Raw genomic sequence first — 26,983 nt, 5'->3', positions numbered from 1 at the left:
CGCTGCTTAGTGCAGCACAACACGCGTCCCGTTTGGCACGCGGTTATAGAGATCAATCACATGGGCGTTGATCATGCGCACACAGCCGTTAGACACACGCGCTGCGACCGTTTGAGGTTTTGGCGTGCCGTGGATGCGAAGATACGTATCGTGGCTTCCGTTGTATAGGTAGAGGGCGCGCGCACCCAGTGGGTTCATGCCGCCGCCCTTCATGCCTGCCGCATATTTGGCATAGATCTGCGGTTCGCGACGGATCATGGCAGGGGTTGGCGTCCAGTTTGGCCACTCAGCCTTGCGGCGGATACGGAATGTGCCCGACTTATAGCGGCCTTCCGTGCCGATACCGACGGAATAGCGGATCGCCTTGCCGTCGGGCTGTGTCCAATAAAGCGCGAACTGGCCCGGGTCTACGTGGATTTCGTTGGGACCAAACCCGCTTTTGATATCTACAATGCGGGGTTGAAGGTGGCGAGGCACCTGATAGCCAGCCTGTGCAGCCAGAGTCGGGCCAGCGATAAATGTAGCAGCCCCCGAGAGTAAAAGTGTACGTCGATCAAAAATTGACATGGCAGTGTCTCCTATAAAATATAGAATCTATCATAGCATTAACTTTTTGTTTACGCCAACGTTCCGCACTTTTTGCTGACATTGCATACCCAAAAGACCCGCCCACCTTAGTAAGGGCGCGTAATGCGCAGAGTTTATATGCCCCTTAAAACGGGGCCTTACTGCGCACTTTGGTAGATTGCCCGCCATCTGGGTGCTTGAAGCGCAACTCTTCTGAATGCAGCATCATGCGCGGGTATTCCAACGCCACGCCAGAAGCATAAAACGGATCGCCCAGAATCGGGTGCCCGAGGCTCAACATATGAACGCGCAACTGATGGCTGCGGCCTGTGTGGGGGGTCAGGCGCACACGGGCTGTGCTGCCGTCATCTTTGATCACACGCCAATCCGTTTGCGCCGATTTACCAGTCTCGTGACAGACCATTTGGCGCGGGCGATTTGGCCAATCCACAATCAGCGGCAAATCAATTGTGCCTGTCTTTTCCTGAGGCACGCCCATAACCCGTGCCACATAGGTTTTTTTCGTCATCCGCTTTTCAAATTGTAGCCCCAGATGCCTTTGCGCATAGGGCGTCATAGCGAATATCATGACACCAGATGTATCGCGGTCTAACCGATGCACCAACAGCGCGTCGGGGAAGGCTGCTTGAACGCGAGTTAACAAACAATCAGCCAAATCTGGGCCTTTGCCCGGAACCGATAACAGGCCAGCGGGCTTGTCGACCAAAATAACTTCATGATCGAGGTGCAAGACCTCTAGCGGGTCCATCGGAGGGGAATACGTTACGTCCATAAGCGCCTCAGTCCCATGTGCAGGCTAGGTTTTCAACCCGCCGCGTGGCAGGCTGATCGGAAATGGGAGGACTAATATGCATTCAACGATCCAGAAATTTCACGACCTCGTGCTGGCCAATCGTCACGATGGTGTGGCCGAACTGATGGCCGAAGACATCAAGTTTCAGCCGCCTACCTATTGGGCAACTTGGAATGGCCGCGATGCCGTGGCTGCTGTGCTTGGCCATGTTAATCAGGTCTTCACCGATTTTAAGTACCGCCGCGTGATGGGGTCCGGCAATGATTGGGCCCTAGAATTTCAGTGCAAGGTTGATGGCCTTGATTGCGTCGGCGTCGATCTGGTTACCCTTAATGAAGAAGGCCTGATGCAGGACTTTGAGGTCGTCATGCGGCCTTACAAAACAATCGGTGCATTGCGCGCCGCGATGAACGAACGGGTTTCGAAAGACCCCTCATTCCTCAAACACAAATCGGCCTTATCTTAAGCCCGCGCCGCGCGCATTTGCCGGACCATCGAGACGGTGTAGATAATCAACGCCAACCAGATTAACGGCAAAGCAATTGCACGCGCGCGGCCAAATGGCTCGCCGAATATAAACACTGCGTTGAGCAAGATCATGGTCGGCGCAATATATTGCATGACCGCGATTGTGGAAAGGCGCAGCCGTTTGGCACCGTTTGCATAAAACAGCAGCGGCACCGCAGTCACGACGCCACACCCTAACAACAGCCACGTATTATAAGCGCTGCCCGCCATGAAGTTCCCCTCGCCTGTGCTGCCAACGTATACGGCATAGGCCAACGCAGGGGGCAGCAGGATCAGGACTTCCATCATGAACCCTTGGTTCGGGCCGATGGGTAAGCTCTTCTTCGCCAGTGCGTAGAAGCCCCATGTCAACATCATGCCAAACGCCAGCCACGGCATTTCTTCAGCGTCAAACACAAGAACCAGCACCGCGACCACCACCAATGCAATCGCCACCAATTGCGCGCGGTCCAGTTTTTCGCCCAGCAATACGGCTGCCAGAAAAACACTAAACAGGGGATTAATATAATAGCCGATTGCCGCATCCAAAGCGCGGCCTGTGCCGATGGCATAAACGTAAATGCCCCAGTTAAGCGAGATGAGCAGAGCCGTAACACAACCCATCGCCAACATGCGCGGATTGCGAAAGGCGTCGCGCAGATCTTTGGTGCGCCCCATCAGGATCAGCACCACAGCCGCAACAGGCACTGACCAGATAACGCGGTGGGCAATGACTTCGGCCACCGGGACATGGCTTAGCAGCTTCATATAGAGCGGCAAAAAACCCCAAAGTACATAAGCACAACCCGCAAACAACAGCCCTTGTGGCGTATCCTGATGAGCGGTCGGCGGTTGGGTATCTGTATTACGCATTTGGGGGCTCCTCTACGCGCAGACCTAGGCTATGTGCGTGGCCCTTGAAAGCGCTAGATTGTACCCGTTACACCTTGGCGCCCCCTACGGAGGAATACTGCGCCGACCATATCTATGCACACTGCCAGCAAAAAAGGTGTGAAACGTCAGATGACTTTGACCTTAACGTCAACAACCGCCCCTTGCTCTTTTGATAAAGCTGCGGGCCTTGGCTTAGATCACATTTCATGACACGGCAGCTTGATAGGATTCTGAAAATTCGCCGCTTCAGACGATGTTATGACCAGCGGCACTCAGGCGCCGTGCAATTTCGGCGATATGCGCTGGACCAACCTCACAGCAGCCGCCGACAATTGATGCCCCTGCCCCGACCCATTGCATGACATGATCCGCATAGGCGTCTGGCGTCAGATCACTTCGCGCACTCAACGCATCTACCGTAGGCGCGTCTTGTTTGAATGCATCTGTGATCTTTGTGAATCCATTTGCATATGCACCAAAGGGTAAGCCGCAATCCGTGAGGATGGGCAGGCCTTGGTTGATTGCTTCAGGTGTCGAACAATTGAGTAAAGCAGCCGCAGGACCATAATAGCTTAGCATGCTTGTCAAAACAAACAGCGGCTCACCTGACCGCAACTTGGTGCCATCCTGATCATCCACCGAAATTCCAATCCACAACGGCTTGGTTGATCCAGAAGCCGCATACCCCTGAAAAACGCCTTCGGCTTCTTGCAAAGAGCAGATGGTTTCCGCCAACAACACATCCACTTGGTCCCCAAGCAAGGTTATCATTTCCGCAAAACCTTCAGCCGCCAAGCCCACATCGGGTTTCAAATCAGGCCGATAGGTTGCCAACAGCGGGCCAAGTGCCCCTGCAATACGACCGCGTCCATGGGCGTCGCGTGCCTGCACGGCTTGATCCACTGCCAGACCGATCAACGCAGCTTGCTTATCCTCTATTCCCGCACGCGCCAGTCGGTTCCGATGCACGGCATATGTGTTTGTGCTGGCAATTGTAGCACCCGCCGCAAAGTACTCCGCATGGACAGCCCCGACTAGCTCTGGTTGATCCATCATAACGCTGGTTGACCACAGATTGGTCGCGGGGGCGGAACTGCGTTTCGTCAATTCCTGCCCGATTGAGCCGTCTAAAAGGATGATGTCGCTCATGCGTGCAGTCTTTCTATTTACCGCCCCAAAAGGGCTGATCCGTTTTCACAGTCCTAACGCCCTGTTCCAGCGCTCAGGTCTTGCTTGGGCCGTCAGATGCGTTGTCTGAGATGTCGTAATAATCGCCTTTATCGTCCGTGAAAATATGACGTTCCAGACGCAGCCCTGTTGCGCCGTCCAGCACGCCGAGACTGATACCTGTGTCGAGGTCAGCCTGACCTTTCCAGAACAGAAATGATCCGCACGTCGGGCAGAAACCCCGTTTCGCAGTTGTGCTGGAGGCATACCAGCGCGGTGTGCCAGTGATCTGCAAATCATCGTCCATAACCTGAACAGACGCCCAATGATGCCCTGACTGCTTGCGGCATTGTGTGCAGTGACAGGCCGCCGGATCACGTGCGGCTTTTGCCGCTGTGAATGTGATTGTGCCGCACAAGCAAGATCCTTTGAGCATAACTATCCCCTTGAAGGAGTTGCGGCACTGCCCAGCAGCACACCGTAGACAATAAAACACAATCCCATGATCCGGCGCACCCAGACGTTGAACACCGCGCCCAGCGCCGCACGCCCAAGGCCCGCACCCAGCCCGGTAAAGCCTGTATAACTAAGCGCGGTCAGCGTCAGAGCGGTAGGTACAATCACCACCATCTGGTCCCAGATTGGGACGTCAGGCTGCACAAACTGCGAAAATGCGGCCAGATAGCCTGCGACGCTTTTGGGATTTATCGTGGCGATGGCTAATGCACGCAGATAGATCGATTTGGCGGGGCGTTCCTCAACTGTCACCGGTTTCCGCGCTTGGATCCAGCCACGTACACCGAGGTAAATCAGAAAAGCGGCGCCCAGCAATTTGGCCACTGTGAATGCCGTTGGCGAAGCCGCAATCAGAGCGGTAACACCCAAAGCCGATAGCAGCAAAAACAAGGACGCTTGCGTGAGAATCGCCAAGACGCCGACCATCGCTTTGCGCATCCCCAAGTTCATGCCGTTGTTGATACAATTGACCGCGTTTGGACCGGGGGTGGTCACGAAAACCACCCAAAACAGGGTGAAGACAGTCCATGCCTCAAAGGTCATCTCGATTGGTCTCCGTCAATATGCGGGTGGCGCAATACCGCCAAGCTGTTTTGTAATGTCTGCGGCAAGGTTTGCCCAGCCGAACTGTCAAATGCGCCTACCGCCCAAGCCGTTTTGTCTGGGCGATGTTCATTCATCCTAGCTCACGTCACGTCCCTGAAAGTACTGGCCAGAATTTCGGCCAGCTTTTGGGCATCCTCTTGCGTAAATGCGTCTGGCTGGTTGCTGTCGATATCAAAGACCCCCAGCAGCACGCCCCCTGCCCCAAATACAGGCAAAACCAGTTCTGATCGTGTGGAACTGGCGCAAGCGATATGGCCGGGGAAGGCATCTACATCCGCCACAAGCTGCGCCTCTCTGCTGCGCGCGGCAGCGCCGCAAACACCGCGTGAAAATGGGATCACAAGGCAGCCGTGGCCGCCCTGATAGGGACCAATTTTCAATATTTCAGGGGCAGTCACACGGTAAAACCCCGTCCAGTCAAAACGATCATCACTGTGATGCACTTCACAGGCGACAGTCGCCATCAACGCCACGGCGTCGGTTTCGCCCTCTGTTAGAGAGGTTATCGTTTTAGAGAGAGTTTCGTAATCGAGAGGCATGGTTTTGCACTTTTATTGAGGGAGGTGGCCCTTACGGGCCACGATAAGTTTAAAGGCGGAATGAAGCAGCCAGCGGCGGATATGTTAAGGCAGCTCGATGGCAATCGCCGTCCCTTCGCCGCCCCCAATGCAGATAGCAGCAATGCCACGTTTCAACCCGCGCTTTTCCAATGCATTAAGCAGAGTAACTATGATCCGTGCGCCAGATGCGCCAATAGGATGGCCCAGCGCACAAGCCCCGCCGTTTACGTTTACGATGTCGTGAGAAATGTCCATTTCGTGCATAAAGGCCAAAGGCACAACCGCAAATGCTTCGTTCACTTCCCACAGGTCCACGTCATCCTTGCTCCAGCCGATCCGCTTGAGCAGTTTTTGCGCTGCAGGCACAGGAGCGGTTGCGAACAGGCCCGGTGCTTGGGCGTGGCTGGCGTGACCAACGATATGCGCGCGAATGTTGAGACCTTGCGCTTTGGCCGCCTCTTCAGAAGCCAGAATAAGGGCCGCCGCACCATCGGAAATCGAAGACGAATTCGCTGCCGTCACCGTACCGCCCTCGCGGAATGCCGGTTTGAGTTGCGGAATTTTCTCCGGGCGGGCCGTTTTTGGTTGCTCGTCAGCGTCAATCATCGCGCTGCCTTTGCGCGACGTGACTTCAACGGAAGTGACCTCATCCGCAAACGCACCTGTTTCTTGCGCATGCAAAGCACGGCTAAGCGATGCGAGGGCGTAATCATCCTGCACTTGGCGGGTGAACTGATAGGTTTCGGCGCAATCTTCTGCAAAGGTGCCCATCAAGCGGCCTTTGTCATAGGCATCTTCCAGACCATCAAGGAACATATGGTCAATCACCGACGCATGCCCCAACCGCGCACCGCCCCGCATTTTGGGCAGCACATAAGGCGCGTTTGTCATACTCTCCATACCGCCAGTGACCATCACATCCGTATGGCCAAGTGCGATCTGGTCAAAGCCGATCATCGCAGCCTTCATACCGCTACCGCACATTTTATTTAATGTTGTCGCTGGTACATCTTCACCCAGCCCTGCCGCAAAACCCGCCTGACGCGCAGGCGCCTGGCCTTGACCCGCAGGCAGAACGCATCCCATCAGCACCTCTTGGACAACCGCGGGACCAGCCCCCGCCAATGCCGCGCGGATCGCCGCACCGCCGAGCTGAGCAGCCGTCATGCTGGAAAACTCTCCTTGGAAGCCAGCCATCGGCGTCCGTGACGCCCCTGCTATCACCACTTTGCGCATGTTTAGTCTCCCTTTTCCGAGGTGCTTACCACTTGTTAGCCATTTGGCCCTAACAAAGGTCGCACGTAATCCTTGCAGGAATATATCATGGAACTTGTCACCTCAACACAATCGGATATTCAGATCGTTGCAGTGCATGGCCCGCGCATTGACGCTGCTGTGGCGCTGATGTTCAAGGATGGCATGCGCAACATTACGGAAGGCAGGAATGGCACCGTATTGCTGGACCTCAATCAAGTTGATTTTATTGATTCTAGTGGGCTTGGCGCGATTGTTGCAGCCATGAAAGACCTAAGCCCTGACCGGCGGCTCGTACTGGCAGGACTAAGACCTGCGGTAGATAAAGTGTTCCGCCTGACAAGGATGGACACAGTGTTTGGCGTCTTCTCAACGGTAGAGGCGGCCCTCACTGACCTGCGATGACGGGCCATTCTTACAGAGTAACCCCCTATGCCTAATCGCGAGAAATTCACCAGCTTTACGGTTTCTCTGGCTGGCGTAGAAACCGCTGTATGCAATGCGATCTCTCAGACAGCTGCACAGCTGGCTATACTTGGACTCAGTGAAGATGAAATGATCACCATCCAGTTGGTGCTAGCTGAAGCGCTAAATAACATCATCGAACATGCGTTACCCTATGTAGGCAAACCAACTGGAATAAGAATCAAGGCAGATTACAATGCTTGCGGATTGGATCTGGTCATAACCGACGAAGGCGCCCCGATGCGCAATCATGCGCTGCCTAATCCCCCTGCGCCCGATATCAATGTAGACATTGCAATGATGCCCGAAGGCGGATTCGGCTGGTTCATGATCCGCTCATTGGTCCAAGATGTCTCATATCGTAGAAAAGACGGGTTAAACCACCTCACCTTGCGGCTAGCTGTGGGCGGATAACGCATCAACATCTGACTTGATGCAGTATAACCATATCAATTCCCCAGAACCGCCACCTGATCATCACAATTGCGCCACGGTTTACCGTCATACCATTCCTTGTAGCTGCATATAGCTTCCCTTGGCGTCGCGTTTAATTGCCCCCACCCAGTACGCGACGCCGAGGCACTCCCCCCCTCCCTTTACTCACATCATTACCATTGGCACGCCCAAGGATTGCCCCTAGGCTGAGCTCGAATAAATGATTGAGAGAGGCCTTCAAACAATGCGTGACTTCCAACTCCCTGGCCGTTCGCCCGTGCTGGCCACAGGCGGCATGTGTGCAACATCCCATCCCTTAGGCGCAAAAGCTGCCATTGATGTGCTGGAACGCGGCGGTAACGCCATGGACGCAGCCATAGCCGGAGCCGTTTTGCTGGGTATTTGTGAGCCGCAGATGACCGGCATTGGCGGCGATTGTTTTGTGTTGTGGTCCGAAGGGGGCAGCGACACCGTTCACGCGCTTAATGGTTCTGGTCGCGCACCGGCAGCACTTGACGCAGCGCATCTGCGCGATTCAGGCGAGGCAACTGTGCCTCTTCATTCCGCCCATGCAGTCACAGTGCCCGGTGCCATCGATGCCTTTTGCCACCTATCCGAAACCGTCGGCAAACTGGGCTTGGATGATCTCCTTGCGCCTGCGATCCGCTATGCAGAGCAAGGCGTGGTGGTTGCCCCTCGCGTTGCTTTTGATTGGGCCAATGATGCAGGCACCTTGCAGGGTCGGGCGCGGGATCACTATCTGATTGATGGCAAAGCACCCACGGTGGGTCAGGTGTTCCGCGCACCGGGACAGGCAGAGGTGCTGCGCCGCGTCGCCAAAGACGGGCGCGATGCCTTTTACACCGGCGAAATCGCCGAAGATATGTTGGCGGTCTTGAACGCGAATGGCGGCAAACATACTGCCGACGATTTCGCCGCAGCGCGCTGCACCCTCACCACCCCCATCGCCGCTTCATATAAAGACATCGAAGTTGTTGAGCACCCGCCGAACGGTCAGGGCGCTACCGCCTTGTTGATGCTTAACATCCTCGCACAGTTTGACATCGCAAGCATGGACCCGCTGGGCGCACAACGTATCCACATCGAGGCAGAAGCCTCTAAATTGGCCTATGATGCGCGGAACCGCTTCCTCGCGGATGCAGATTATGCCACCCGCGCCGATCATATGTTGGAGATGAGCACAGCCAAGAAACTTGCTGCGTTGATTGATCCGACCAAAGCAATGCAAAGCCCCGCTGCCCTGTCAGAATCGGTTCATAAGGATACAATCTATATCACCGTGGTAGACGGCGACGGCATGTCAGTGTCCCTGATCTATTCCATTTTCCATGGATTCGGGTCGGGCCTTGCCTCAGATAAATTTGGCCTACTGCTGCAAAACCGTGGTGCAGGTTTCACCCTTGAGAAAGGACACCCGAATGAGTTGAAAGGCGGCAAACGCCCGATGCACACTATTATTCCGGGAATGATCCGTCAGGCGGGCCGTGTCATCATGCCGTTTGGTGTGATGGGTGGCGCGTACCAACCGTGTGGGCATGCGCGATTCGCATCAAATTTGACTGACTTCGGGATGGAGCCACAGGATGCCATTGATGCGCCCCGCGCATTTACCGACAAAGGCGTCCTGAGTGTAGAGCGTGGTTACTCCGATTCTATTCGCGCCGAACTGTCCGACATGGGTCACAAGGTCGAAATCCCGCGCACCGCTATTGGCGGCGCACAGGCGATCAAAATCCATGAAAGTGGTGTTCTGGAAGGTGCGTCAGATGCCCGTAAAGACGGTTGCGCGTTGGGTTATTGAGCAATCAAACGGGGGCGCCAACCGCGTCCCCGTTTAGTTCATCTGGAAATGCAGCGGGTATGTGCCGTTCTCGAAGGGGCCGAAAAGGTCAGGAATATCAGGGTGATCCACGGGTTCACCTGAATAATCAGCGACGAGGTTTTGCTCGGACACATAAGCCACATAATAGCTTTGGTCGTTCTCGGCCAAAAGGTGGTAATAGGGCTGCCCTTTGATCGGGCGGCTTTCCTCAGGAATCGACTCATACCATTCTTCAGTATTGGAAAACTCTGGGTCCACGTCGAAAACCACCCCGCGAAAGGGGTGTTTTTTGTGCCGGACAATCTGTCCAAGGTGATATTTGGCGCGAGTTCTAATCATTGCAATGCGCTCCCTACCCTTCGTGGGTAGCCGAAACAAGAACATTTTGTCTAATCATTGCAGCTTAGTTTCTGGAAACAGTCTGTGGACTTGACATAGACAGTACTGTTGCCAATCGGCGCATTGCCGCTTTATTCACCCCCTGCACCGAAGGTTTCCCCTGTAAATCAGGGATCAAATAGAATAATGTGGCGCAAAATATAAAAACAAAACTTGAGGCGAGCGGCACATGAAAACACCCCTTCGCGCTATGATGATCGCGCTACTTCTGGCAAGTTGTGGCAGCAGCCCCAGCACCCCTCCACGGGATCTGGACAATGCGTGTACGATTCTCCAACAGCGCCCCGATTATTACAAGGCATTCAAAGCGGCAGAGCGCAAATGGGGCATCCCCATTCACGTCCAGATGGCTACGATTCATCAGGAAAGCAAATTTGTCGGCGATGCACGCACCCCCTTCAAATATGTCTTGGGGGTGATTCCCATGGGCCGTCAATCCAGCGCCTTTGGCTATGGTCAGGCACTGGATGCAACGTGGGATGAATACCGCGCAGCCGAACGGCGCAATGGCGCGAAGCGAGATAACATCAAAGACGCCACGGATTTCATGGGTTGGTACATGAACATCAGTCGCGAAAGAAATGGCATCGCGCTCACCGACGCCCGCAACCAATATCTCGCCTATCACGAAGGCCACACAGGCTTTAGCCGCGCCAGCTACAACGCCAAACCATGGCTCGTTGCGGTGGCAGGTAAGGTTGATAGCCGCTCGCTCATGTATCGCGATCAAATCGCTGGATGCCGCCTGCGCTAAGCCATTGCAGCAAAGTGTGTAATCAAAAACCCCCGCATGGTGAAATCATGCGGGGGTTTCTATTTGTCGGCCTCAGAGCGCAGAAACGTCATCATTTGAGGTCAAAATTTCGCGCTTGTTAACGGTTGTTTCTGCCGGGGGTGCCCACATTGAACAAATTGTTCGGGATGTTTCCACCCTTTTGTAGTTCGCCAAGGACCACAGTTGTCTGGCCCCCGTTTCCATCGTTGATGATCCACTGGCGGAGTTCTGGCGTAGGGCCCGTGAACTTCATCTGGATATTGCCATATTGCGGGTTTTCAGGATCTTGCGCAGTTACCGTTGTTGCAGTGCCATCATAAGCGTGGCCCGTTACCATTTTGGCTTGTCCAAGGTTCACCTTGCGCGCCAGAATGATCGATAGCGGCGTACGTGACAGCGGGTAGGTTTCCGGGGGCTGGTTAGATTTGGTGTCATAGATCACCACGGTATTTGATCCCGCAATCACCAAACCTGTATCCGGTGCATTATATTCAAACCGCACACGTCCAGGCCGTTTGATATAGATTGTTCCTGTTGAAATGGTCCCATCGCTGTTGATCTGCGTAAAGTCCCCTTTAGCAGTCGTCAGCTCATTCAAGTAGTTGCTGATGTTGCCCAGCGGGATTTTATCCGCCATCGCAGTCGAGGCAGCGATGCTCAGCGCGGCACCCAACATGATTGTTTTCAAGAATCGCATATTTATCGGTCCTGTATTATTCCGTTGGCGAGATACTATAGATAGGTCACCACGACTTGATATGCGATATCAACGGGAAAAAATTGCGTGTAATCGCCTATCATGGAACCAAGCCCCCTCCAAAACGCTTTAACCCATGAATGATGTTAAAACGCAAAGGAGACAACCAATGCCCGAAGCATTTGTAACTGGCCTAGATGACCAGACCCGCCACAAGATGATTGATCTGCTCAACGCGCGGCTTGCAGATATGGTTTCACTGACGCTGGCCGTCAAACAGGCCCATTGGAACGTAAAAGGGCCGGGGTATATCGGCGTGCACGAACTGCTGGATCAAGTCGCAGACCGCTTGCGCGAAGGCGCCGACCTGATGGCAGAGCGCGCTGTGATCTTGGGTGGTCACGCCAAAGGCACGGTGGAGGAGGCGTCCTCACAGACCAAACTAGACGCCTACCCGCTTGAGATGCAAAAAATCGAAGATCACATCGCGGCACTGAAAGAACGCTTTCTGAAGGCCGGTGAAATGGTGCGTGACGCGATCGATGACGCCTCTGATGCGGGTGATGCCGACACCGAGGATTTGTTCACCGAAGTCAGCCGAACCTTGGATAAAGACGCCTGGTTTATCGGATCAAATGCAGCGCCGTAACGCGCCATTACAAACAAAAACGGCCCCCCTCTGAGCAGGGGAGCCATTTTCACGAGGTTGCCAGCGGGGGAGATTAGCCCTGCTCTGGCACAAGTATCTCGCGCTTACCCACATGGTTCGCAGCAGAAACAAGACCTTCGTCTTCCATCTGCTCAACCAAACGAGCGGCCTTGTTATAGCCGATAGCGAGTTTCCGTTGGATGTAGGACGTGGAGCATTTCCGGTCCTTTGTGACAATTTGAACAGCCGTATCATACAGGGCGTCTTCTACATCGGTGTTGCCACCTGTGTTCAGGCCAAGCACCGTGTCGATGTCTGCTTCTTTACCCTCAGGCGGTCCTTCAACAACGCCAGAGACATAATCAGGTTCACCGAATTGCTTGAGGTGGTTGACGATTTCTTCAACTTCCTCATCGCTCACAAACGGGCCGTGGCAACGCACAATCTTGGAACCGCCAGCCATATACAGCATGTCGCCCATGCCCAGCAATTGTTCGGCCCCCATTTCACCTAGAATGGTGCGGCTGTCGATCTTGCTGGTCACTTGGAAGGAAATCCGCGTTGGGAAGTTCGCCTTGATCGTACCCGTGATAACATCAACCGAGGGGCGTTGTGTCGCCATGATCAGGTGGATGCCCGAAGCACGCGCCATCTGCGCCAGACGTTGGATACAGGCTTCGATCTCTTTGCCCGCAACCATCATCAAGTCGGCCATTTCGTCCACAATCACCACGATATAAGGCAGCGCCTCTGGTGTGTTTTCTTCTGTCTCAAAAATTGGCTCGCCAGTGTCTTCATCAAATCCGGTTTGTACCGTACGGCTGAACAGCTCACCTTTGGCCAGCGCCTCGCGCACGCGGCCATTGTAGCCCTCGATGTTACGCACACCCATTTTGGACATCTTGCGATAGCGGTCTTCCATCTCGCCCACAGTCCATTTCAGCGCCACCAGCGCCTTTTTCGGGTCTGTCACAACAGGGGAAAGAAGGTGTGGAATACCATCATAAACGCTGAGTTCCAGCATTTTAGGGTCGATCATGATCATCCGGCATTCTTGCGGCGTCAATTTATACAGCAAGCTAAGGATCATTGTGTTGATCGCCACAGACTTACCCGAACCGGTTGTACCCGCGATCAAAAGGTGGGGCATCTTGGCCAGGTTCGCCACCACAGGCTCCCCTCCGATGTCCTTACCCAGCGCCAGCGGCAGGTTTTGGTTGCCATCGCCAAAGTCACGACTGCTCAGGATTTCGCGTAGCACAACCTTCTCGCGGTTTTCATTCGGCAATTCGATACCGATCACCGAGCGGCCAGGCACAGTCGAAACACGCGCGGACAGCGCCGCCATAGAGCGGGCAATATCATCAGCCAAGCCAATGACGCGGGATGCTTTTAGACCCGGCGCTGGTTCTAGCTCATACATCGTGACAACCGGGCCCGGGCGTACGGCGACGATTTCGCCTTTTACGCCGTAATCATCCAGAACAGTTTCCAGCATACGCGCGTTTTCTTCCAACGCCTCATCGCTTAGGTGCAGGCGCTGCACATCATCAGCGGATTCAAGCAAGCTCAACGGCGGCAGCTCAAACCCCGTTTGCGTGTCTTCAAACGACAGCACGGGTTGTGCCTCGGCTTTGGCCTGTTTGCTTTGCGCAACGGGTTTGCGTGTCATGGGCATGACCACGCGTTTTGGCTCGGCCACAGGAATCTGTGGTGCGGCAACGGTGGGCCTCACGTATTCTGGCTCGGACTGCGCAACGTCTTCGACTGCGTGGTCGTTGAAGATGTTTACCTCATCAGCTTCATAGGCTTCTGAATCATAGGCTCCCGCTTCATCTGTTTCATATCCTTGCGAAAATGAAACATGGCTCACCATAGGATCGGTGTCTTGATAGACAGGCACAGCAGCCGTTGTCGGAATGGCACGCGGTGCCGCAGCAACCACAGGTGCTACTGAGGCCGTGATTTGTGGCTCAACACGTTGCGGTGCGGCAGCGGCAGTCAATGGTGGCTCTGCGCGCGCAGTGTTCAGCACCAAAGGATCAGGGCCACGGCCCCGACCACGGGTCAGCGGTGCTGTAGCGGGCACATGAACTGCGTTGCTGCTCCGTACACGGTTTTTGATTACATCCGAAATTTTGCTGCGAATCCGGTCGGCATCTGGCGCATCGTCCACAACGGCATAGTGATCTTCTTCTACCAACTCGGGCTCTGGCATCGGCTCTGGGCGTTTGATCAAGCTAGGCATCCGCGCCAAAAGGCCGGTTTTTGCCTCAACAGGCGCAGCTGGTTCATCGAAATAGCCGTCTTCTGCATAGGCGGGTTCAGCCACGGGGCGGCTGGACACGATCAACGGCGCACGGGCGGCCATCGCCGGAGCAACCTGAGCCTCTGCACGTGCTTGTTCAGCAGCATAAGCATTTGCTTGCTCAACCTCTGCGCGCTTGTGCTCACGGCGGTCCGCCTGCTTGGCCTGAAGTACTTGCGCAGCACCCATAGCGCCACTGGCACCGCGGCCTAAAACATTCATCAATGTCGCGTAGGCCATGATTGTACCCACCAACAAGAAACGTGCAAAACGGCTGAGCTCGGAACGCGTGAACCCCAAGACAAAAGCGCCAAGCGCTAAAATACCCACCCCCATCAAAAGGGACATCAACTTAACAGTAAAGGTCGATCCGATGGGTAAAACAGTCAGGATCACGCCCATAATTGTATCGCCAAACAAACCACCCAAACCAAAGCTATGGGTTTGCAGCCATTCAGCGTTGGGGGTCAGCGTGGCGGCGTAAATCGCGCCTAGCGCCATGGCAATCGGCGCAAAAATCAGACGGCCCATGGCGCGTTCCTGACCACGGTGCAGCGCAAAGCGGACGCCCCAGACCAGCAGAACAATCGCCAGCCCCCAAGCGCCCCAGCCCACAATCATAAACAACGGCGCAGATAGCGAAGCGCCCATACGGCCAAGCCAATTTTGCGCAGGTTCATCTGTGGCCAACATCCAGCTTGGATCATCCGGGGTATAGCTGCCGATCATCATCGCGGCCATCACACCAAGCACAACCAGAACAATGCCCAGCAATTCCTTGCCGCGTTTCTCGAGTGCTTCTGCTGTGTTGCTGTCAATCAGCGGTTCGCGCTGCCGTGCTTGATATGCCATAACCGTCCCTCTTATACCGGATAGAGACTATCACGGATGGCCTGAAGCCCCCGCTCGGTCTCGTCTTTCGGGGCCACAAGAGCCACGCGAATGTATTTCTTACCGGGGTTTTCGGCCCCCGCTACGTTTTGTGCAAGATAACTGCCCGGCAGCACCTTCACGCCTGTCTCACGCCACAGTTTCACCGTGGCTTCTTCATCATCTTCCACCGGCAACCACAAAAAGAAACCGCCTTCGGGGCTGACATAGCCCGCAACATTGCCAAAGATGCGGTCCGCGATTTCAATTTTCTCGGCATAAAGTGCGCGATTTTCGACCACATGCGCCTCGTCCTCCCAAACAGCAGCGGACGCCGCCTGCAAAGGAAGGGCCAAAGGCGTGCCCGAATAATTACGCAACTGTTTGATCTCGCGCATGGTCTCTACACCAGAGGCCACAAACCCCGAACGCAACCCTGGCAGGTTCGAGCGTTTGCTCAGGCTATGGAAAATCACCACACGGTTTAGGTCTGCACCCATTTCATCCGCAACTTGCAATGCACCAACAGGAGCCGTGTCGCGGTAGATTTCGGAATAGCATTCATCCGCGAAGATCAAGAAATCATGTTTCTCGGCCAATTTGATCAGGTTTTCCCAATACTCACGCGTCGCAACAGCACCCTGCGGATTGGCCGGTGAACAGATATAGACAGCAACAGTGCGGTCCAGCGTTTCGGCATCCACCGCGTCAAAATCAGGCAAGTGGCCTGTGGCTTCGGTTGCGTTGACCATGACAGGATCGGCGGCGCCGGAAATCGCAGCAATCATGTAGACCTGATAAAACGGGTTCGGGATCAAGATCGCAGGCTTTTGGCCGTTCTTCGTCTCGGGGCATAGCGCAATCACCGCGTTATACAGCCCCTCGCGGGTGCCGTTCAGCGCCATCACTTGGGTATCGGCATCCACCGCAACGCCGTAGCGGCGTTTGATCCAACCCGCAATCGCGCCACGCAACGCGGGAGTGCCATCGTTGGGCGGATAGCTGTTAAAGCCAGCGGCATTTTCAACGATCACATCAGTGATCCACGCCGGAAACACATGTTTCGGCTCGCCTATGGTCATCTGGATCAGTGGGCCACCACCTTCATGCACGTCCAAAAGAGCGCGCAGACGGGGCCACACATGAGCTGGAAGGTTCGAAAACCGCTCAGGATATTTCATTACAACTGCCTCGGATCGGGATCATTATCGCCCCGTTTGACCCAAGGTAGCTTGAATTGACCTCCGGCGTCTAGGAAAAACCCGATGAATCTACCATGTTTGTGGCTTTTTGGTCCCTTATGCCAATACGGCCTCAACAGCAGCGCCCAAACGCAGCAGTGCAGTGTCCTGATCAGGGGCCGCCTGCAACATCAGCCCGCAACTTGGTGTGCCTGTTGGAAGTGATAAACCACACAATCCCAACAAGTTACCAATGCGCGTATTGCGCAGCGCCATTAAGTTTTCGGTTACATAATAATCTGGCTCACTGTTTAACCGATCCAAATTGGGCGGCATGATCGCCGATGTTGGCGCGATGATGGCATCAAAGCCTGCGGTCGCCACATCATAGGCGCGTCGCGCTGCATCAAGTTTGGCCCAAGACGCCACATAATCAGCACCCGAGCTGTCTCGCCCCAATCGAAAGCGGCGCAAAATTTCATCGTACATCTTTTCAGGTGCAGCCTCGATCACCTCGCCCCACAAGCCATAGGCTTCGCAGGTCATCAGTATCCCTGACACATCCAACGCCTCTTGCACTGCGGGCACTTCGATCATTTCAATGATCGCCCCCGCAGCTTCCATGCGCGCAACCGCTTTCATGAAAGCGGCCTTGGGCGCATCGCGTAGCCCCTCCATCATCGCCGTCTCAATAATCGCAAAACGGCGCCCCTTCAGTGATGCGCCGCGCAAATCGGGCGCTTTACTGCCTTCCAGCGCGGCGGTCAGCAAGGCGGCATCTTCTACCGAACGGCACAACGGCCCGATCGTATCAAACTTGAGCGCAAGCGGCACAACGCCCTCAAGGCTCAGCCGTCCATGGGTGGTTTTCAGCCCAACCAGATCATTCCACGCCGCAGGAATACGCACCGAGCCACCTGTATCAGAGCCGATACTGGCCGCCGCCAGACCAAATGCCACCGACGCAGCAGACCCCGAAGACGATCCCCCTGGCACAGCCCCGGCATCATTCACGCAGGGCGGTGTGCCCGTAGAAGGGTTATAACCCAGACCGGAAAATGCCAGTTCACTCATGTGAACTTTGCCCAGACACACCAACCCCGCCGCAGTGGCGTTTTGCAAAACCAGCGCGTCAACCTCTGGCACGCGGCCTTCCAGCAGCTTGGTCCCCGCTTCAGTTCCAATATCAGCCGTGTCGAATAGGTCTTTCCAACTGATCGGCACACCGTCCAGCAGTGATCTACGCTGACCTGCTTTTGCGCGATCGGAGGATGCACGTGCTTCGCCGCGGGCACGTTCTGGAGTTACACGCGCATAAATACGGTCCCGCAGCGGGTGCACATCAATTGCAGCCAGATAAGTGTCACATAGGGCAACCGGATCAATTTCACCGTCTGCGATGCCACGGCCAAGGTCTGCGGCTGTCATGCCAAGCCAGTTTTGCATTTCTTTTCCCTTATCTGGTTTTCCCAGACGGTAGCGGCGCTTGGGCGCATGGACAATCCCCTGCGCAGAGACATATTAAAAGCCATGAGTTTTGACACAGATATCGCCATTATTGGGGGTGGGCTCAGCGGCCCTGCCCTCGCTCTCGCCCTCTCGGTAAGCGGGTTGAACGTGACCGTGATTGACGCGCTGCCAGAGGCACCGCGTGCGCAAGACGGGTTTGACGGGCGCTCTTACGCATTGGCCCTTACTTCGGTCCGACTGCTGCAAGGCATCGGATTGTGGGATGCTGTGGCTGAACACGCGCAACCGATGTTGGAAATCAAGGTCACTGACGGACGCGCAGGCGAAGGGCCATCGCCGTTCTTCATGCATTTCGACCATGCCGAGATCGAAGAAGGCCCGATGGGGCATATGGTCGAAGACCGCCACCTGCGCCGCGCCTTGATGGATGCAGTTGCCGCCAATAAAAACGTGCGCGTTATGAACGGCGAAACGGTTATCGCGCAAAAAGCTGACGGAACAGGCATCACGTTGACCCTCGCGTCTGGGAAACATCTGCGTGCCCGTCTGTGTGTGGGGGCGGATGGACGCAGCTCTGGCACCGCCCTGCGTGCAGGGATCAAACGGACGGGCTGGGCCTATGGCCAGACTGCTCTGGTCTGCGCCGTGGCGCATGAATTACCCCATGAGGGCATCGCACATCAATTCTTCATGCCCCCCGGCCCGCTGGCCATTCTGCCGCTGACAGGCAACCGAAGTTCTATCGTCTGGTCCGAAACCGCAGAGAACGCAGCCCGTATCCACGCGCTAGATGACGAGGCATATCTGGATGTGCTGCGTCCGCGATTTGGTGATTTTCTGGGTGAAATTTCTCTCGCTGGTGCGCGCTATACCTATCCACTCAGCCTGTCTTTGACCCATGAAATGATCGCCCCACGTGTCGCTTTGGTAGGGGATAGCGCACACGGCGTCCACCCGATTGCGGGCCAAGGGCTGAACGCGGGTTTCCGCGATATTGCTGCGCTGAGCGAAGTTATTGTTGATGCACAGCGGCGCGGCGAGGACTTTGGTGCAGGTGTTGCTTTGGCGCGGTATCAGGAATGGCGGCGGTTTGATAACACCTCGCTGGCGCTTGCCACCGACAGCTTTAACAGGCTGTTTTCAAACGACAATGCTTTCATTCGCATAGCACGCGACATTGGCATGGGTGTGATCAACGCCCTGCCCGGATTGCGCCGGACATTTATTCGAGAAGCGGCTGGCTTGAATGGCGACTTGCCCAGATTAATGCGTGGTAAGCCTCTCTGATAAGAGCGGTCTATCAGTCCAGCACCCGCGCCTCATCTATCAACATCACGGGGATACCGTTGCGGATCGGATAGGCCAGCCCCGCTGATTTTGAAATCAACTCCTGACGCTCTGCATCATAGCTGAGAGTTTGCTGGCTGCGGGGGCAGATCAATGCCTCCAACATGCGGCGGTCAAACTGGATTGTGGTATCGCTCATTGCATCATCTCCCCTTCACCGCCGCCCCGCAGCGCATATTCTATCAACGTCACTAGCGTTTCACGTCTAGTGCTCAACGATGGTGCCTCAAGAAGCGCCTGTTTGTCTTCATCCGCAAAATCCAACATCATCGACAGTGAATTTATCAGCAACTCGTCATCCGCATCTTTCAACGCATCCCAATCTGCCGACAGACCGCGCACATCAAAATAGCGGCTTAACGCATCTAAAAACGGCTGGCGTTTAAAATTCACATCCGTCTTTTCGCTGCGATGGTCCTGATCGAACCCCTCCCATGACACCTCACAACGGCGGTAAGGGGCAAACCCCTCCACCTCGGCAAGCACGCGAAACCGCGAGATGCCAGCCAGAGTGATCATGTAACGGCCGTCTTCGGTCTCGGAGAACTGAGTGATCCGCCCCACACAACCGATGGTTTGCAGGCCCGGACCTTCACGGCCCGGAACGACATTGGGTTGTACCATCCCGATCAAGCGGGAGGACGTTTTCAACGCATCCTCAATCATCTGCAAATACCGCGGCTCAAACACGTGCAACGGCAAGCGGGCGCGCGGCAACAGCAGCGCCCCGCCTAGCGGGAAGATCGGGATCGTGTCGGGCAGGTCTGCGTGTTTTATCATAGGTATAAGATAGCGCGTGAAACGCCTCAGGCAAATATCATTGAGCTTAGTTTACGGCGGCCATTCAGCACCACAGGATCATTAGCTTTGAGCGCATCAAAGATGGTGAAAAGCTGCGTCTTGGCTGCGCCCTCGTTCCATTCACGGTCGCGTCTGAAAAGATCCAGCAGTTCGGTGACCGCCCCCTCTGCATCGCCATTGGCATATAGCGCCTGCGCGAGGTCAAACCGCGCTTGGTGGTCATTTTCATCCGCCTCAACGGCGGCCTGCAGATCTGCCACAGGGCCTGCGTCTGCGGCCTGACGTGCCAACTCCAATTGGGCGTGGGCTGCTTCCAACTCGGGAGACTTGGAAATCTCGATCGGTGCACCATTCAGCAAGCCTTCGGCCTGATCCAGATCACCCAAAGCGATATGCGCGCGCACCATGCCGCCATAGGCCCCAGCATGCAGCGGGTCTTCGCCCAGGATCGCTGCAAAAGTTTGCGCCGCGTCTTCGGCCTGCCCGTCAGTCAGCATTTCTTCTGCCGCTTCAACAGCATCATTCAGCGTATCCGCTGGCGCTTCGCCGCCCGCAGCTTTGATCACGCGGTTTACAAAATCAGTGATCTCGGATTGCGGCACAGCGCCTTGGAAACCGTCAACAGGCTGGCCTTTCCAAAAAGCATACACAGTCGGGATCGACTGGATTTGCAGCTGCCCTGCAATGCCCTGTGCTTCATCCACATTGATCTTCACCATATTCACAGCCCCTTTGGCTGCGACAACTGCCGCCTCCAACTGCGGACCCAAAGTTTTGCACGGGCCGCACCATGGGGCCCAGAAATCAACGATGACAGGCGTAGTTTGCGATGCTTCGACCACATCTTGCATAAACGTGGCTTCGGTTGTGTCCTTGATCAAGTCGGCGGCAGGGGTGGCAGCGGAAAGGTTGAGATCCATCATTTCATCGGTCCTATTGTGCGGTGTTTGGCAGTTACTGCTAATATGTGATGTCAGGGGCGCGTTTCAAAGAGACATATGCTCAAAGATCGAAAGTTGCAAAAACGGGCGCGTGATCTGACGGCTTTTCCCACCCACGGGCATCGCGCAAAACACGGCTGCTGTGGGCCGCTGTGGATATATCAGGCGTTGCCCAGACATGATCCAGCCTACGGCCTTTATCGGCACCGTCCCAATCTTTGGCACGGTAGCTCCACCAGCTATATAGCAAACCTTCAGGGATATCCTGACGGGTAATGTCCACCCATTTGCCAGCGTCTTGAGTTTGCGCCAGCGCTTCTACTTCAATCGGCGTATGGCTGACGACCTTAAGCAATTTTTTATGATCCCAAACGTCATCTTCGCGCGGGGCAATATTCAGGTCCCCGACCAGAATAGATTTCTGCGGGGCATCCGCATGGAAAAAGTCACGCATCTGCGAGAGGTAATCCATCTTTTGTCCAAATTTTTCATTCACTTCACGGTCCGCCACATCACCGCCCGCAGGGACATAGAAGTTGTGAACAGTCACCCCGTTAGGCAACCTTGCTGCGACGTGACGTGCATGCCCCAATTGTGCGAAATCCTGCGCGCCAGCGGGTTCCAACGGCAGTTTGGACAGGATCGCCACGCCGTTATAGCCCTTTTGCCCTTCGGCAACCATGTGGGTGTAACCAAGGGCCGCAAACGCCTCCAGCGGGATTTTATCAACGGGGCTTTTGCATTCTTGCAAGCACAGCACATCCGGCCCTTCTTCGGCCAGTAGTTTGCACACAATCGGTTCGCGCAGGCGGACAGAATTGATGTTCCAAGTGGCAAGGGTAAAGGACATGTGGGGCGCTCCAGCTTTGATTTGACGCACCCTAACGTGAGCGGCTTGCGGCAACCACCATAAACACCGCAAAAAAAGACCGGGCACAAAGGCCCGGCCAAGTCCAACAGGGAGGGAACGAGTGGCAATTACCCCGGCCACTCTGCTTCGGGTTCAAACCGACAGGAAACTCATGAAAAAAGCCTGTCTGTTATTGGAGTAACACGTAGGGGTTAAGAAAGTTCCCCAGTTTAGATCATCAATCTGTAACCACCTGATTCAGTGACCAAAAGACGTACATTCGCTGGATCGGGCTCAATCTTCTGGCGCAAACGATAGATGTGCGTTTCCAATGTGTGAGTCGTAACGCCCGCATTATAGCCCCAGACTTCATGCAACAGCACATCGCGCGCCACCACACCTTCGGCAGAGCGGTGCAAAAACTTAAGAATGTTGGTTTCTTTTTCCGTCAGGCGGACTTTTTTATCGTCCTCGGTGATCAACATCTTCATCGACGGCTTGAACGTATATGGCCCCAACTGGAAAATCGCATCTTCCGACTGCTCATGCGTACGCAGCTGACTGCGGATGCGGGCCAGAAGAACAGGGAATTTGAACGGCTTGGAGACATAATCATTCGCGCCAGCATCCAAACCCAAAATGGTATCCGCATCGCCATCATGGCCTGTCAGCATCATGATTGGGCTTTTGATCCCTTGCTTGCGCAGCAAGCGACACAACTCGCGGCCATCGGTATCAGGTAGGCCCACATCGAGAATCAGCAGATCATAGATCATTTCTTTGGCGCGACTCATCGCATCAGCACCATTTGCGGCTTCGAACACGTCGAAGTCCTCGGTCATGATCAATTGTTCGCTCAGCGCTTCGCGCAGGTCGTCATCGTCATCTACCAGCAGAATTTTCTTGAGCTGTGCCATGTTCAGTCTCCGTTTTGTTAACCTATAGATATAGCCTTGGGGCCGTTCAGCAAGGGGCCGCCCTGCCGCCTCACATACGCGTGTCACAAAAGCGGTCGAATGTTTCAATTCCTCGGGTCATGCCTTAGATATGTCTTAACCGATCCGATGAGTTGTAACATTTCTATGCCCTTCACACCCGATGTAACCGAAATGCTGGCACGTGCGCGTGCGGATTTGCGTATGGGCGTGCCTGTCATCCTTGGAAATATCCTTGTGCTGGCGGCAGAAACGTTAACTGAGGATCGACTGGCACATATGATGACATTGGACGGGCAGGCCGTTCTTGCGATCACAGCGCGGCGGGCACAAACGCTCAAAGCACGGGCTTATGATGGGACGCTGGCGCGCATCCTTTTGCCAAGCGATGCCACATTAAAATGGGTCCACAGCATTGCAGACCCCGCTGATGATCTGAGCGCCCCAATGAAGGGTCCCTTCATTACAGGACGTGAGGGCAGCGCCGACCTCCATGAGACAGCTCTGAATCTCGTCAAATCTGCGCGGTTGCTCCCTGCTGCAGTGATTTTGGCGCTTGACCACCCAGCGGCATTTGCAGCGTTCCATTCGCTGACCGCCGTAGACAGCGCGGCCGCTGCGCTTTTATTGCAGGCCAATAGCCCGCTTCATTCGGTTGTGCATGCCCGTTTGCCAATGGAGGCATCGGACGCAGGGCAGCTTCATGTCTTTCGCCCGGAAAACGGTGGCGAAGAGCATTATGCCATTGAGATCGGCCGCCCTGACCGCAGCGCACCGGTTCTTTGCAGATTACACTCGGCCTGCTTTACGGGCGACGTGCTGGGCAGCCTGAAATGTGACTGTGGCCCGCAACTTCACGCGGCGATGATTCAGATGGGCAAGGCAGGCAGTGGCGTTTTACTGTATCTTAACCAAGAAGGTCGCGGCATTGGCTTGGCGAATAAGATGCGCGCCTATTCCCTGCAGGATCAAGGGTTTGACACTGTTGAGGCCAATCATCGGCTGGGATTTGAGGATGACGAGAGAGATTTCCGGCTCGGGGCGGATATCCTTAAGAAGATGGGGTTTTCTTCTGTGCAACTCCTCACCAATAACCCTCGCAAGGTCGATATGATGGCGCATAGCGGCATAACTGTTGCAAAACGTGTACCTCTGGCCGTGGGTGAAAACCCCCACAACGCCAAATATCTAGCCACCAAAGCTTCGAAATCAGGGCATTTTCTGTGACCTCTGATGATCTGGTCCTCACCCCGAAGGGTGTGAGATTTCAGGGCAGGCTATGGCCCTGTACCATCGGTAAAGGTGGGACTTCACAGTCCAAACGCGAAGGTGATGGTGCCACCCCACGCGGGATGCACCAAATTGTCGGCATGCTTTACCGCCCCGACAGACTGGCACAACCCAGACCTTGGGCGCGGCCTATTGGCCCGCTTGATTTGTGGTCTGATGATCCAAATGACCAACACTATAACACTCAGGTCCGCGCCCCGTACTTGCCCAGCCATGAAAAGCTACGCCGTTCTGACCCGCTGTATGATCTGGTGATTCTGACGGACTGGAATTGGCCCAATGCGGTGGCGGGGCGAGGATCGGCAATTTTTATCCACCAATATCGCAGACCCGGTTTTCCGACAGAAGGCTGCATCGCATTTTCGCGCCGCAATCTTCACGCGATTGCGGCACAGATTCGCATTGGCACCCGTCTCATCGTGGCTTAACCCGCGACGCGATCCCCGAAAATCGCTGATCCAACACGTATATGTGTGGCCCCCAGCGCAATCGCCTTTTCAAAATCACTGCTCATCCCCATCGACAGACCAGACAGTCCGTTTCGCGCGGCGATTTTTGCCAGCAGCGCGAAATGCAAAGAGGCTTCCTCATCTACTGGAGGGATGCACATCAATCCGCGAACCGGCAGATCAAGCGCCTGACATTCCGCAATAAAGCCGTCCGCATCCGCTGGAAGAATACCGGCTTTTTGATCTTCTTCGCCTGTGTTCACCTGAATGAACAAATCAGGGCAGCGCCCCAACTCTTGCGCCAGCCGCGCCAGTGTTTGTGCCAGTTTAGGGCGATCAAGCGTGTGAATGTAATCCGCCAGCTCCATCGCCTGCCGCGCTTTGTTGGTTTGCAATGGCCCGATCAGGTGAAGCTGGACACCTTCGAACTGCGAACGGAACGCAGGCCATTTGCCTGCGGCTTCCTGCACCTTGTTTTCGCCAAACACACGTTGGCCTTCTTGCAGCACGGCCTCAACCCGCTCATCGGGTTGTACCTTGCTCACCGCGATGAGTGAGACAGATCCGGCTGGCCGCCCGGCAGATATTTCGGCTTTGGCAATTTTATCTGTGATGTCGCGCAGTGTCATAAGGCATCTCCTATTCTAGGGCCTACAAATAACAGCAATGCGCAAAAGAAAAGGGGCAGACCGAAGTCTGCCCCAAATCATTTAGATAATGTTGTTCAACTTAGAAGTTGAAGCGAACACCCAGATCGGCACGTGTTGTGTCGTCGCCCAAGGAAGCAACACCACCGCGCAAGGATGTACCGCCACCCATGTCGTGGTTGAAGTCGATACCATAGGATGTTTCAGCGAAGTAATCCGCGTCAGCAACGTATGCTTCGATGTTTGTGGCTGCGCCGATGTCGAAACGTGCGGCCAGAACGATGTGATCACCGCCTTGAACACCATTAACTACATCGTCTTCGTCGCCGTTGGCTGCGTATGCCAAGGAAACCATGGCTGGGCCAAAGTTGCCAGAAACGGACAATGCCCACTCGGTGTCAACATCGTTGTCGGAGTCTTGTACAGCAGCGGCCATTGTCCAGCCGTTGTAGTTGTAAGACGCAACAGCCGCGATGCGGTCGCTGGTTTCAGAAGCAGAGACGTGTGCTTTGAAATCGCCTACAGAGTAGATAACTTCGATGCCGTTATCGCCGGAGTTGCCTGCACCGCTGGAGGAGTATGCATCGCCACGTGAGTTAAATGCTGTGTAGTCATAACCCAGACCGGTCAGGCCCAGATCGATGTCGTACATGCCTGGCATGTTTTCCAGCGCGCCGTAGATGTTACCAACACCAACTTCGAAACCGTTTGTACGTGCGAAGAAACGAACGCCGTTCATGCCTGTGTCGCCTTCGCCTTCAGCAGTCTGAAAACGTGTGCGTGCACCGAATGTAACGCCAGCATCGGACTCAGCAGATACGTCGATTTGCAGACGCAGACGGCTTGTCACGTCCAGAGAATCGTTTGTACCATCGTCTGTGTACTGAACACCAAAACGACCGTAGCCGGAGAATGTGATGTCTGCGGCGGCAACGCCAGCTGTTGCGACCAGAGCGGTTGTCGCGAAGAGAACTTTTTTCATGAGTTTTCCCTCGGTTTGAATTCTAAAGGACCCGACCGGGGAATTCCGATCTAGGTATGAGCCTCTTTTGAGCCTCCCCCACCCGTTTAGCAAGCAAACCTGCCGCCCTCCGAAAATTGCAATCAATGATGGTGCAGCTTTGCCACACTTCGCATTGTCCGGGGACAGCACAGGCCAATGCACTGCGCATAGTAACAGTAGTATACATATACCTTGCTCAAATCCCCCTGCTTGGGTATTGCATTACAAAACGGCATAGAGGGTAGTAGATATGGGGCGCATCAAAGCTCGGAACATCGCGGTAATTGCGATAATATGCGGCAGCCTAGCAGCATGCGGCAGTGGGTCTTCTTCTGGGAGAGATACCCCCGCCAGTAACCCCCAAGGCCGTGGCGCCATCGAAACGGACCCTAACAAAACAATCTGGTCGCTTTTCAACAAAGGCAGCACCGAAAGCGTTGTTCTGGTTAACAAGTACTTGTGGAGCGCCTCGCTCGAAGTGCTTGGCTTCTTACCTGTACAGTCCGTTGATCCCTTCACAGGCGTGATCGTCACCGGATACGGCACACCTCCGGGTGGCGGCCGTGCGTACCGCGCCACCGTGTTGATCGACGATCCTTCCCTTGATGCGCGCTCGCTCAATCTATCGCTGCAATCGCGCAGCGGCCCCGTCAGCGCGGCCACCAGCCGCGCAGTTGAGGACGCTATCCTGTCGCGTGCGCGTGAACTTCGTATTGCAGACAACAAGCTCTAACCGCCCTTCC

The 26,983-nt window shown here is 55.1% G+C and carries 30 protein-coding genes; 10 read left to right on the top strand and 20 right to left on the bottom strand.

The window, feature by feature from the left end:
* Positions 1–6 precede the first annotated feature (6 nt).
* Together GGR95_RS09850 and GGR95_RS09845 are read right to left on the bottom strand one after the other, a co-directional pair.
* Positions 7–567, bottom strand: coding sequence for a L,D-transpeptidase (locus GGR95_RS09850; protein WP_184565330.1), 561 nt, complete (start codon positions 565–567; stop codon positions 7–9).
* A gap of 145 nt (positions 568–712) precedes the next feature.
* A complete protein-coding gene (locus GGR95_RS09845; protein ID WP_184565328.1) occupies positions 713–1,360 on the bottom strand; it encodes a pseudouridine synthase in 648 nt (215 codons plus the stop codon).
* Positions 1,361–1,436: 76 nt separating this feature from the next.
* On the opposite strand from GGR95_RS09845, the gene GGR95_RS09840 reads away from it, so the two are divergent.
* Positions 1,437–1,847, top strand: a complete 411-nt coding sequence (locus GGR95_RS09840) for a nuclear transport factor 2 family protein (RefSeq protein ID WP_184565326.1) — start codon at positions 1,437–1,439, stop codon at positions 1,845–1,847.
* Here the strand turns inward: GGR95_RS09840 and rarD are convergent.
* From rarD to GGR95_RS09810, 6 genes are all read right to left on the bottom strand, one after another.
* A complete protein-coding gene (rarD, locus tag GGR95_RS09835) occupies positions 1,844–2,761 on the bottom strand; it encodes an EamA family transporter RarD (protein WP_184565324.1) in 918 nt (305 codons plus the stop codon). The genes GGR95_RS09840 and rarD overlap by 4 nt on opposite strands.
* A gap of 267 nt (positions 2,762–3,028) precedes the next feature.
* Positions 3,029–3,931 carry a homocysteine S-methyltransferase family protein gene (locus tag GGR95_RS09830; protein ID WP_184565322.1) on the bottom strand — a complete coding sequence of 301 codons (903 nt, stop codon included), beginning with the start codon at positions 3,929–3,931 and terminating at the stop codon, positions 3,029–3,031.
* A 73-nt stretch (positions 3,932–4,004) separates the two neighbouring features.
* Positions 4,005–4,385: a GFA family protein gene (locus GGR95_RS09825; protein WP_184565320.1), complete on the bottom strand. Its 381-nt coding sequence runs from the start codon at positions 4,383–4,385 to the stop codon at positions 4,005–4,007.
* Between the two features lie 2 nt (positions 4,386–4,387).
* Entirely contained in the window at positions 4,388–5,008 is a 621-nt protein-coding gene (locus GGR95_RS09820) for a LysE family translocator (RefSeq protein WP_184565318.1), read from the bottom strand.
* Between the two features lie 143 nt (positions 5,009–5,151).
* Positions 5,152–5,610 (bottom strand): GAF domain-containing protein, encoded by a 459-nt coding sequence (locus GGR95_RS09815; RefSeq protein WP_184565316.1) that lies wholly within the window; start codon positions 5,608–5,610, stop codon positions 5,152–5,154.
* A gap of 84 nt (positions 5,611–5,694) precedes the next feature.
* Positions 5,695–6,867, bottom strand: coding sequence for an acetyl-CoA C-acyltransferase (locus GGR95_RS09810; RefSeq protein WP_184565314.1), 1,173 nt, complete (start codon positions 6,865–6,867; stop codon positions 5,695–5,697).
* An 87-nt stretch (positions 6,868–6,954) separates the two neighbouring features.
* Here GGR95_RS09810 and GGR95_RS09805 point away from each other — a divergent pair, with 87 nt between their 5' ends.
* The 3 genes from GGR95_RS09805 to GGR95_RS09795 all read left to right on the top strand — a co-directional run bounded on the left by GGR95_RS09805 (position 6,955) and on the right by GGR95_RS09795 (position 9,607).
* Positions 6,955–7,290: an STAS domain-containing protein gene (locus tag GGR95_RS09805; RefSeq protein WP_184565312.1), complete on the top strand. Its 336-nt coding sequence runs from the start codon at positions 6,955–6,957 to the stop codon at positions 7,288–7,290.
* A gap of 27 nt (positions 7,291–7,317) precedes the next feature.
* The gene (locus tag GGR95_RS09800) at positions 7,318–7,764 is read left to right on the top strand and encodes an ATP-binding protein (RefSeq protein WP_184565310.1); all 447 of its coding nucleotides are present in this window, start codon (positions 7,318–7,320) and stop codon (positions 7,762–7,764) included.
* A gap of 265 nt (positions 7,765–8,029) precedes the next feature.
* Complete coding sequence (locus tag GGR95_RS09795) at positions 8,030–9,607, top strand: gamma-glutamyltransferase family protein (protein WP_184565308.1); 1,578 nt, start codon at positions 8,030–8,032, stop codon at positions 9,605–9,607.
* Positions 9,608–9,640: 33 nt separating this feature from the next.
* Here the strand turns inward: GGR95_RS09795 and hspQ are convergent, their stop codons facing one another.
* A complete protein-coding gene (hspQ, locus tag GGR95_RS09790; protein ID WP_184565306.1) occupies positions 9,641–9,967 on the bottom strand; it encodes a heat shock protein HspQ in 327 nt (108 codons plus the stop codon).
* Positions 9,968–10,196: 229 nt separating this feature from the next.
* On the opposite strand from hspQ, the gene GGR95_RS09785 reads away from it, so the two are divergent.
* A complete protein-coding gene (locus GGR95_RS09785) occupies positions 10,197–10,781 on the top strand; it encodes a transglycosylase SLT domain-containing protein (RefSeq protein ID WP_184565304.1) in 585 nt (194 codons plus the stop codon).
* 118 nt (positions 10,782–10,899) lie between these two features.
* On the opposite strand, the gene GGR95_RS09780 is transcribed toward GGR95_RS09785, so the two are convergent.
* A complete protein-coding gene (locus tag GGR95_RS09780; protein ID WP_184565302.1) occupies positions 10,900–11,499 on the bottom strand; it encodes a LolA family protein in 600 nt (199 codons plus the stop codon).
* Positions 11,500–11,668: 169 nt separating this feature from the next.
* On the opposite strand from GGR95_RS09780, the gene dps reads away from it, so the two are divergent.
* Positions 11,669–12,148 (top strand): DNA starvation/stationary phase protection protein Dps, encoded by a 480-nt coding sequence (gene dps, locus GGR95_RS09775; RefSeq protein WP_184565300.1) that lies wholly within the window; start codon positions 11,669–11,671, stop codon positions 12,146–12,148.
* A gap of 73 nt (positions 12,149–12,221) precedes the next feature.
* On the opposite strand, the gene GGR95_RS09770 is transcribed toward dps, so the two are convergent.
* The 3 genes from GGR95_RS09770 to GGR95_RS09760 all read right to left on the bottom strand — a co-directional run bounded on the left by GGR95_RS09770 (position 12,222) and on the right by GGR95_RS09760 (position 17,953).
* Positions 12,222–15,308 (bottom strand): DNA translocase FtsK, encoded by a 3,087-nt coding sequence (locus GGR95_RS09770; protein WP_184565298.1) that lies wholly within the window; start codon positions 15,306–15,308, stop codon positions 12,222–12,224.
* A gap of 11 nt (positions 15,309–15,319) precedes the next feature.
* Complete coding sequence (locus tag GGR95_RS09765) at positions 15,320–16,507, bottom strand: aminotransferase class I/II-fold pyridoxal phosphate-dependent enzyme (RefSeq protein ID WP_184565296.1); 1,188 nt, start codon at positions 16,505–16,507, stop codon at positions 15,320–15,322.
* Positions 16,508–16,624: 117 nt separating this feature from the next.
* Positions 16,625–17,953, bottom strand: coding sequence for an amidase (locus tag GGR95_RS09760; RefSeq protein ID WP_184565294.1), 1,329 nt, complete (start codon positions 17,951–17,953; stop codon positions 16,625–16,627).
* An 84-nt stretch (positions 17,954–18,037) separates the two neighbouring features.
* Here GGR95_RS09760 and GGR95_RS09755 point away from each other — a divergent pair, with 84 nt between their 5' ends.
* Positions 18,038–19,264 (top strand): FAD-dependent monooxygenase, encoded by a 1,227-nt coding sequence (locus GGR95_RS09755; RefSeq protein ID WP_184565292.1) that lies wholly within the window; start codon positions 18,038–18,040, stop codon positions 19,262–19,264.
* 13 nt (positions 19,265–19,277) lie between these two features.
* On the opposite strand, the gene GGR95_RS09750 is transcribed toward GGR95_RS09755, so the two are convergent.
* From GGR95_RS09750 to GGR95_RS09730, 5 genes are all read right to left on the bottom strand, one after another.
* Positions 19,278–19,463, bottom strand: a complete 186-nt coding sequence (locus GGR95_RS09750; RefSeq protein WP_184565290.1) for a Trm112 family protein — start codon at positions 19,461–19,463, stop codon at positions 19,278–19,280.
* Positions 19,460–20,104 (bottom strand): LON peptidase substrate-binding domain-containing protein, encoded by a 645-nt coding sequence (locus tag GGR95_RS09745; RefSeq protein ID WP_184565288.1) that lies wholly within the window; start codon positions 20,102–20,104, stop codon positions 19,460–19,462. Before GGR95_RS09745 ends, GGR95_RS09750 begins: the two co-directional genes overlap by 4 nt.
* 26 nt (positions 20,105–20,130) lie before the next feature.
* Entirely contained in the window at positions 20,131–21,048 is a 918-nt protein-coding gene (locus GGR95_RS09740) for a thioredoxin family protein (protein WP_184565286.1), read from the bottom strand.
* Positions 21,049–21,127: 79 nt separating this feature from the next.
* Positions 21,128–21,916, bottom strand: a complete 789-nt coding sequence (locus GGR95_RS09735) for an exodeoxyribonuclease III (RefSeq protein WP_184565284.1) — start codon at positions 21,914–21,916, stop codon at positions 21,128–21,130.
* A gap of 230 nt (positions 21,917–22,146) precedes the next feature.
* Complete coding sequence (locus tag GGR95_RS09730; RefSeq protein ID WP_184565282.1) at positions 22,147–22,833, bottom strand: response regulator transcription factor; 687 nt, start codon at positions 22,831–22,833, stop codon at positions 22,147–22,149.
* A gap of 165 nt (positions 22,834–22,998) precedes the next feature.
* On the opposite strand from GGR95_RS09730, the gene ribA reads away from it, so the two are divergent.
* Positions 22,999–24,078: a GTP cyclohydrolase II gene (gene ribA, locus GGR95_RS09725; protein ID WP_184565280.1), complete on the top strand. Its 1,080-nt coding sequence runs from the start codon at positions 22,999–23,001 to the stop codon at positions 24,076–24,078.
* Positions 24,075–24,569 (top strand): L,D-transpeptidase family protein, encoded by a 495-nt coding sequence (locus GGR95_RS09720; RefSeq protein ID WP_184565278.1) that lies wholly within the window; start codon positions 24,075–24,077, stop codon positions 24,567–24,569. The genes ribA and GGR95_RS09720 overlap by 4 nt, the downstream gene beginning before the upstream one ends.
* On the opposite strand, the gene GGR95_RS09715 is transcribed toward GGR95_RS09720, so the two are convergent.
* Entirely contained in the window at positions 24,566–25,219 is a 654-nt protein-coding gene (locus tag GGR95_RS09715; protein ID WP_184565276.1) for a YggS family pyridoxal phosphate-dependent enzyme, read from the bottom strand. The two genes, GGR95_RS09720 and GGR95_RS09715, sit on opposite strands and share 4 nt — an antisense overlap.
* Before the next feature lie 100 nt (positions 25,220–25,319).
* Positions 25,320–26,219: a porin gene (locus GGR95_RS09710; RefSeq protein ID WP_184565274.1), complete on the bottom strand. Its 900-nt coding sequence runs from the start codon at positions 26,217–26,219 to the stop codon at positions 25,320–25,322.
* Between the two features lie 271 nt (positions 26,220–26,490).
* Here GGR95_RS09710 and GGR95_RS09705 point away from each other — a divergent pair, with 271 nt between their 5' ends.
* Positions 26,491–26,973: a DUF3576 domain-containing protein gene (locus GGR95_RS09705; RefSeq protein ID WP_184565272.1), complete on the top strand. Its 483-nt coding sequence runs from the start codon at positions 26,491–26,493 to the stop codon at positions 26,971–26,973.
* Positions 26,974–26,983 lie beyond the last annotated feature (10 nt).

This window comes from Sulfitobacter undariae (genome assembly GCF_014196805.1).
GTDB lineage: Bacteria > Pseudomonadota > Alphaproteobacteria > Rhodobacterales > Rhodobacteraceae > Sulfitobacter > Sulfitobacter undariae.
This window is presented reverse-complemented; position numbering and strand designations above follow the sequence as displayed.